Consider the following 7,703-nt stretch of genomic DNA (forward strand, 5'->3'; position numbering starts at 1 on the left):
AGGGTACATTCGGCACAAATGCGTCATCCATGCCGCCGTCTCGCGAATGAATTCGCTCCCACAGGTCTTGGCTCTGTCGCAATACCGGGTCCATCCCCGTGGTCTAAGAGCCGGCTTGCTGGCGACGCGGTGGGTCAGTTGATATTTGCGTGTCTGACACAGTGCCTTCGCCAGCAAGTCGGCTTCTACAAGGGCCGCGCTGTTATTTCAGTTGCGCGAACGCCTTCTCGGCCGCATCCAGCGTTTGTTGCAGCTCCGCTTCGCCGTGGGCGATGGAGGTGAAGCCGGCTTCGAATGCGCTCGGCGCCAGGTACACGCCGCCTTCGAGCATCAGGTGGAAGAAGCGTTTGAAGCGATCAGCGTCGCTGCTCATCACGTCCTGGAAGGTGACGATCTGTTTGGCGTCGGTGAAGTACAGGCCAAACATGCCGCCCGCCTGAGTGGTCACGAACGGAATACCTGCCGCATCCGCGCGTTGTTGCAGGCCTTCGAGCATGCGTGTGGTGTAGGCACTGAGCTCGTCATGGAAGCCCGGACGGCTGATCAGGCGCAACGTGGTGAGACCCGCAGCCATGGCCAGCGGGTTACCGGAGAGAGTACCTGCCTGGTACACCGGGCCCAGCGGCGCGATGTGCGACATGATCTCGCGCTTGCCACCGAAGCAACCGACCGGCATGCCGCCGCCGATGATCTTGCCGAAGGTGCTCAAGTCGGGTTTGACGCCGTAGTAAGCCTGGGCGCCGCCGAGGGCGACACGGAAACCGGTCATCACTTCGTCAAAAATCAGCACCACGCCATGCTTGTCGCACTCTTCGCGCAGGCCCTGCAGGAAACCCGGCGCCGGCGGCACGCAATTCATGTTGCCGGCAACCGGCTCGACAATGATGCAGGCCACTTCCTGACCCACTTCAGCGAGCATCGTCCTGACCGCGTCGATGTCATTGAACGGCAGCGTCAGCGTGTGTTTGGCGAACGCTGCCGGGACGCCTGGCGAACTCGGCACACCCAGGGTCAGCGCGCCGGAGCCTGCCTTGACCAGCAGGCTGTCGGAGTGGCCATGGTAGCAGCCTTCAAATTTGATGATGCTGTCACGGCCGGTGTAACCACGGGCCAGACGAATCGCGCTCATGGTGGCTTCGGTACCGGAGCTGACCATGCGCACCATTTCCATCGACGGCACGATCGAGCAGACCAGATCAGCCATCTCGGTTTCCATCGCGGTCGGCGCGCCATAAGACAGGCCGTGTTCCAGCTGCTTGCGCACGGCATCCAGTACGTCCGGGTGGCTGTGGCCGAGAATCATCGGGCCCCAGGAGCCCACGTAATCGACATAACGCTTGTCGTCCTCGTCGGTGACGTAGGCGCCAGCTGCGTGTTTGAAGAACAACGGGGTGCCACCGACGCTTTTGAACGCACGAACCGGCGAGTTGACGCCGCCGGGAATGTGTTTCTGCGCGTTGGCGAACAGGGTTTCAGAACGGGACATGATGAAGTCTCTGTTTGAATCGAATGAGATGAACCGGCCCGATGCGGATCAGGCCGGTTTGAACAAGTCGTTGAAGGCGCGCGCGCGGCGCGTAACTTCCTGAGTGGTTTCGGCGCCGAACAGACCATGCACCACCGCGAGCAGGTCAGCGCCGTGGGCGACCAGTGGCGCGGCGTTTTCCAGGGTAACGCCGCCAATGACCGCGATCGGCAACGCGATACGCTTACGAGCCTCGGCCAACATCTCTAGGCTGCACGCGGGCGCGCCGGGTTTGGTGTTGGAGTTGAAGAAGCGCCCGAACGCGACGTAGGTGGCACCGTTGGCCTTGGCTTTCTCTGCCAATTCCAGCTGCGCATGGCAGGTAGCGCCGACGATGGCCTTGTGGCCGAGCAGGGCGCGGGCGTCGGGCAGCGAGCCGTCGGTCTGCCCCAGATGCACGCCGACGCCAAGACGCGCGGCGACTTCGGCGTCATCGTTGATGATCAGGCGGGTCTTGTAGCGTTCACACAGTTTTAGTAGTTCAGAGGCCTCACGCAGACGGCGGGTCTCATCACCGGATTTGTCGCGGTATTGCAGCAGGGTCACGCCGCCGTCGAGCGCAGCTTCGACATAGGCCAGGAATTTGCCGGCCAACAGTTGGCTGTCGGTAACGGCATACAAGCCACGTAGTTTCATCAGAGGTGCCTCTTTATTCGTGGCGTTACGAGCAGAAATCCAGCGGCAGGCGGCGGGGTACGAACTGGCCTTTACCCAGTTGTTCTGCGTCGCGCAACGTGCGCCAAGTGTAGCCCAGCGCGGTTTCCACGGCGCTGACCACATCTTGCCCAAGCGCCAGACGACCAGCCAGGGCGCTGGCCAACGTGCAGCCGGAGCCGTGATAGCTGCCTGGCAGGCGCTGACAGGTAAAAGTGCGTGGCTGGCCGTTGCGAATGTACAACCGGTTGTGAACCTCATGCTCGTCACCGTGACCGCCAGTGATCAGCAAGTGCTCGCAAAACGGCAGGAGTTTTTCGGCGCATTCGTCGGCGGTGCCTTCCGGCAGTTCGGCCAGAATCCGTGCTTCAGGCAGGTTCGGGGTGGCGATGGTCGCCAGCGGCAGCAGACGCTCGCGCATGGCGTAACCCACTTCATCCTTGCCCAGTCGACCACCGCCGCCAGCCCGCAGCACCGGGTCGCAGACCAGCGGCAGATGCGGGTTGGCCTGAAGCAACTCGACCACGGTATCAACCATTTCCAGCGAGCCGAGCATGCCCAGCTTCACGGCGGCGACGGGCGAATCGTTGAGCACGGCATTGGCCTGGGCCAGCACCCACTCACGATCCAGCACTCGGAAGTCGCTGACGTTCACGGTGTCTTGCACGGTCAGCGCGGTGACCGCAGGAGCTGCGTGGCAACCCTGGGCGAGCAGGGCTTCGATATCTGCCTGGAGGCCGGCGCCACCACTGGGATCGTGGCCGGAGAGACAGAGGACAACGGGGCGGGAGCTATAGATATTCATGGTGCGCGAGCTTACCACTAAAGCTTTTGCCGGGCCGCTGGTCGGCGGCAGATTTTTCGCTCGTAGAAGCTCAGAGGCTCAGGTCCCGCGCTCAGATGTAGGCACTGGGATTTGGCGCGTGTGCGATCCATGGTAGAAGCCGGCTTGCTGGTGAACACGGGGGCAAGCAATTCATCTGCAACTGACACTCTTTGTTCGCCAGCAAGCTGGCTCCTACAGGGTTAACCGGCTGGCCGGGCAAACCCGCCGTGATTTAGTCGCCTATGGCGCTTTTTTCGATTTCGTGTGCGTGATTCACTGGTCCGCATCTGCGCGATTGCCGCGCGCCGACTCGAACCGGAGCCCGTTCATGAATCTGCATCAGTTCGCCGAAACCCACGAAGTCACCAACCAGCCGCCGTCGCTGGACGGGACCAATCTCTATCGCATTGACCTGCCGTTGCAGGAATGGTCGAAGCGTTTCGGTGCGGGCTGGGCGGAATCGAGAATCGATGCGTACGGCGCTTTGGCGGGCGGGCCGTTGATGGAAGCGGGCTTCCTCGCCAACCAGAACAAGCCGGTGTTCGCCAGCCATGACCGCTATGGCCATCGCATCGATCTGGTGGAGTTTCATCCCGCCTATCACCAGCTTATGCAAACGGCGGTCGAGCACGGCATTCCTTCGCTGCCCTGGACAGACCCACGGCAAGGTGCTCACGTCGCCCGCGCGTCCATGAGCTATCTACATACGCAGGCCGAAGCGGGTAGCGGGTGTCCGCTGACCATGACCTTTGCCAGTGTTCCCGCTCTCAGGTTGCAGCCCGATCTGGCCGATATCTGGCTGCCGAAAATCCTCGCCACCCAGTACGACCCGCGCAACGTTGGCATCGCCCACAAGGCCGGGGTCACCATCGGCATGGCCATGACCGAGAAGCAGGGCGGCACCGATGTGCGGGCCAATACCACGCGTGCGTATCCGGTCGGGCAGCCCGGCCCCGGTCAGGCGTATGAGCTGATCGGCCACAAGTGGTTCTGCTCGGCGCCGATGTGCGACGCCTTCCTGACCCTGGCGCAGACCGATAAGGGCCTGACCTGCTTCCTGCTGCCGCGCCATCGCCCGGACGACACCCGCAACGAGTTCTACATACAGCGCCTGAAGAACAAACTGGGCAATTGGTCCAACGCCTCCAGCGAGGTGGAATTCCGCGGTGCGCTGGCCTGGATGGTCGGCGAAGAAGGGCGCGGCGTGCCAACGATCATCGAAATGGTCGCCATGACCCGCTTCGATTGCATGACCGGTTCCAGCGCTTTGATGCGTCAGGCGCTCACCCAGGCCGCGCATCATTGCGCCCATCGCAGCGTCAGCGGGCGTGTGTTGAGCGAGCAACCATTGATGCAGAACGTGTTGGCGGATCTGGCATTGGAGAGCGAAGCGGCGCTGGCGCTGACTCTGCGCATGGGGCGTTCGCTGGAACGTCTGGACGATTCACACGAAGCGCGTTTTGCCCGGCTGGTCACGGCGGTGGGCAAGTATTGGATCTGCAAGCGCGCCCCGGCGATGATCAACGAAGCTGCTGAATGCATGGGCGGCGCGGGGTATGTCGAAGACACCATCCTGCCGCGTCTCTATAGAGAAGCACCGGTCAACTCGACGTGGGAAGGCTCGGGCAACGTGCAGTGCCTAGACGTGTTGCGCGCACTGTCCAAAGAGCCGGGCGTGCTCGATGCGCTGTTCGATGAGTTGGGCGATGGCCACGGCGATGCGCGTCTGGCTGCGCATATCGAGCAGTTGAAGACCGCGTTCAAAGACACCAGCGACATCCAATATCGCGCCCGGCAACTGACCGAACACATCGCCGTCGGCCTGCAGGCCAAGCTACTGCTGGAAGCGGGAAATTCGGTGGTCAGCGACGGCTTCATCGCGGGGCGGTTGCAACACCCGGGCCGGGTCTACGGCGCGCTGCCCCGTGGGGTCGATGTCGAGGCACTGGTGGCGCGGTCTTCGCCGCAGATCGGCTGATCGCCGCCAATCTATCTCTGGGGCGCGAATTCATCCTGGGCGGCATTCGGACGAGGCGGCTGCTTGGTCGACGGATACTTTTTGGATGTAGCACCTCCTCGCGAGTGAATTCACCCCCATAGTAGAAACCGCGTTGTTGGTTCTGTTTTTAATCTACGTCGTTCGTGCCTTCGTCATCGGTTGCAGGCAAGATGGAGCCTTGCAAGATCAGAAGGATGCGCATCGTGACTGAAGCTTTTATTGTCGTAAAAACTGCCGAACAAGCTGTGGACCGGCTTGCCAAGCTGCACGGACGTGCGACCACCGCTCTGAGCCAGGCGCTCAAGCGTTATCTCAAGGACCGCGTCGAACCCGACGCCGCCGAGCGTCTGCGCTTCCGCTATCCCGAATTGCGTCTGACCTATCACTGCCATGGCGAAGTGCCGCTGACCACTCGCGCCTACGCCAAGGTTCAACTGCCGGGCACCTACAGCGTCACCGTCACCCACCCGGCGGCGTTTCGCAAATACCTGCTCGAACAGCTCGTGCCGTTGATGAACGACTTCACCGTCACGGTCGAAGTAGGCGTCAGCGAGCAGAACATTCCTTATCCGTACGTGGTCGAGCAGGGCGATGAACTGGCCGGCACTGGCGTCACCGCCGCGACCTTGGCCCGGGTGTTCCCGAGCACCGACCTGTCCGCCGCCACCGACGGCATCGCAGACGGCCTTTATGACTGGGCCAATACCGACCCGCTGCCGTTGGCGTTGTTCGACGCCGCTCGCGTGGATTTCTCGCTGCGTCGCCTGGTGCATTACACCGGCAGCGACTGGCGCCATGTGCAGCCCTGGATTCTGCTGACCAACTACCACCGTTATGTCGACCAGTTCATCGTCCATGGTCTGGAAAAACTGCGTGACGACCCGCGTTTCGTAAAAATGGTCCTGCCCGGCAACGTCATCGTCGACAAAAGCATGGATCACGGCGAGGCTCAGGCCATCGTCTCCAGCGTCGTCTGGCACCGCTACCAGATGCCGGCCTATCACCTGATCGCCGAAGACGGTCACGGCGTGACGCTGGTCAATATCGGCGTCGGCCCGTCCAACGCCAAGAACATCACCGATCACCTTGCCGTGCTGCGCCCGCATTGCTGGCTGATGATCGGGCACTGCGGTGGCCTGCGTCAGTCGCAAACCATCGGCGACTACGTGCTGGCCCACGCCTACATGCGTCGCGACGGCATTCTTGATCGCGTACTGCCGCCGAACATCCCGATTCCTGCATTGGCTGAAGTGCAATTGGCCTTGCAGGAGTCGGCAGCGCAGGTCACGGGCGAGCGGGGCGACGATTTGAAGAAGCGCCTGCGTACCGGCACCGTGTTGACGTACGACGACCGCAACTGGGAACTGCGCTGGGCGCAGGAGCGACCGCTGATCAACCTGTCCCGCGCCGTGGCCGTGGATATGGAAAGCGGCACCATCGCCGCTCAGGGCTATCGACTGCGCGTGCCTTACGGGACTTTGCTCTGCGTGTCCGACAAGCCGCTGCACAGCGAAATCAAACTGCCGGGTTCGGCCAACGCCTTCTACGAGCGCGCCGTGACCCAGCATCTGAAGATCGGCATAGCCGCGTTGGACCTGATGCGCACCCAGCTCAACTCGCTGCACTCGCGCAAACTGCGCAGTTTCGACGAGCCGCCGTTCCGTTAATGGTCATTTAGTTCAAGGGCCACTAAAGTGGCCCTTTCTGTTTCTAAGCTCTGAGCCGACATGCCTCGCAATCAACGCCCCGTTTCGCGCCGCCCAGCGCCCAATACTTCCGGCGCAACCCGCCGTGTCGCCAAGGCCCCGCCCGCCGCCCCCCGGTTGATCCTGTTCAACAAGCCATTCGACGTGCTGACTCAGTTCAGCGATGGGGAAGGACGGGCGACGCTCAAGGACTTCATCGAAATCCCCGGCATCTATCCGGCCGGACGACTGGACCGCGACAGCGAAGGTTTGCTGTTGCTGACCAACGACGGGCAGCTACAGTCGCGGATCGCCGACCCCAAGCACAAGCTTGCAAAGACCTATTGGGTGCAGGTGGAGGGCGAACCCTCTGAATTGCAGCTGCAACAGCTGCGCGATGGCGTCGAACTGAATGACGGCCCGACCCTGCCCGCACAGGCCAGGCGCCTCGAAGAACCTGAGCTGTGGCCGCGCAACCCCCCTGTGCGTTTTCGCAAAAGCGTGCCGACGCATTGGCTTGAGCTGGTCATCAAGGAAGGCCGGAATCGGCAAGTGCGTCGGATGACGGCGGCGGTTGGGCTGCCGACGTTGCGGCTGGTTCGGGTGCGGATTGGTGACTGGAGCATCGAGGGGCTGGATCAAGGGCAGTGGCGGGAAGTGCCTGCGAAGCTTTGATGACAGGCCGAACCCGGCGACTGCTAACAATCCACTGTGGAAGCGAATTCATTCGCGATGCGAGGGTACGGTCAATACATCTCCAGCGGCCCAACCATTTTTTCGCGAATGAATTCGCTCCCACAGTTGACCTCAGGTGGCCTTGAGATCACTGGTACTGCTCCAAGATACGCAATCACCACTGTCTTGATCACAAAAGCCAAAACCCCTAGCCCCAGTACCCCGAACAGAATCATCGTGCCAAACCGTCCGGCCTTGGATTTATTGTAGGAGCCGGCTTGCTGGCGAAGGCGGCGTGTCAGTCAACCTGTCTGCAACTGACCCACCGCATTCGCCAGC

Annotated in this window: 6 protein-coding genes and 1 pseudogene; 3 read left to right on the forward strand and 4 right to left on the reverse strand. The window is 61.9% G+C overall.

Annotation, left to right across the window (positions count from 1 at the left end; all coding sequences use genetic code 11):
• Window positions 1-202 precede the first annotated feature (202 nt).
• From hemL to ACRER8_RS25130, 3 genes are read right to left on the reverse strand one after another with little or no spacing between them, the layout of a single operon-like run.
• On the reverse strand, window positions 203-1,486 hold the full coding sequence (gene hemL, locus ACRER8_RS25120; protein ID WP_431748874.1) for a glutamate-1-semialdehyde 2,1-aminomutase: 1,284 nt from the start codon (window positions 1,484-1,486) through the stop codon (window positions 203-205).
• A gap of 48 nt (window positions 1,487-1,534) precedes the next feature.
• Complete coding sequence (thiE, locus tag ACRER8_RS25125) at window positions 1,535-2,161, reverse strand: thiamine phosphate synthase (RefSeq protein WP_431748875.1); 627 nt, start codon at window positions 2,159-2,161, stop codon at window positions 1,535-1,537.
• Between the two features lie 25 nt (window positions 2,162-2,186).
• The gene (locus ACRER8_RS25130; protein ID WP_431748876.1) at window positions 2,187-2,984 is read right to left on the reverse strand and encodes a hydroxymethylpyrimidine/phosphomethylpyrimidine kinase; all 798 of its coding nucleotides are present in this window, start codon (window positions 2,982-2,984) and stop codon (window positions 2,187-2,189) included.
• Window positions 2,985-3,333: 349 nt separating this feature from the next.
• Between ACRER8_RS25130 and ACRER8_RS25135 the strand changes: the two genes are divergently transcribed.
• The 3 genes from ACRER8_RS25135 to ACRER8_RS25145 all read left to right on the forward strand — a co-directional run bounded on the left by ACRER8_RS25135 (window position 3,334) and on the right by ACRER8_RS25145 (window position 7,364).
• Window positions 3,334-4,983 (forward strand): acyl-CoA dehydrogenase family protein, encoded by a 1,650-nt coding sequence (locus ACRER8_RS25135; protein ID WP_431748877.1) that lies wholly within the window; start codon window positions 3,334-3,336, stop codon window positions 4,981-4,983.
• Window positions 4,984-5,174: 191 nt separating this feature from the next.
• On the forward strand, window positions 5,175-6,671 hold the full coding sequence (gene amn / locus ACRER8_RS25140; protein ID WP_431748879.1) for an AMP nucleosidase: 1,497 nt from the start codon (window positions 5,175-5,177) through the stop codon (window positions 6,669-6,671).
• Window positions 6,672-6,731: 60 nt separating this feature from the next.
• Entirely contained in the window at window positions 6,732-7,364 is a 633-nt protein-coding gene (locus tag ACRER8_RS25145) for a pseudouridine synthase (protein WP_431748878.1), read from the forward strand.
• 155 nt (window positions 7,365-7,519) lie between these two features.
• Here the strand turns inward: ACRER8_RS25145 and ACRER8_RS25150 are convergent.
• Window positions 7,520-7,627 (reverse strand): annotated as a pseudogene (locus ACRER8_RS25150) (DUF2788 domain-containing protein); the annotation flags it as partial.
• Between the last annotated feature and the right edge of the window lie 76 nt (window positions 7,628-7,703).

This window comes from Pseudomonas sp. (assembly GCF_050739935.1).
Classification (GTDB): Bacteria; Pseudomonadota; Gammaproteobacteria; order Pseudomonadales; family Pseudomonadaceae; genus Aquipseudomonas.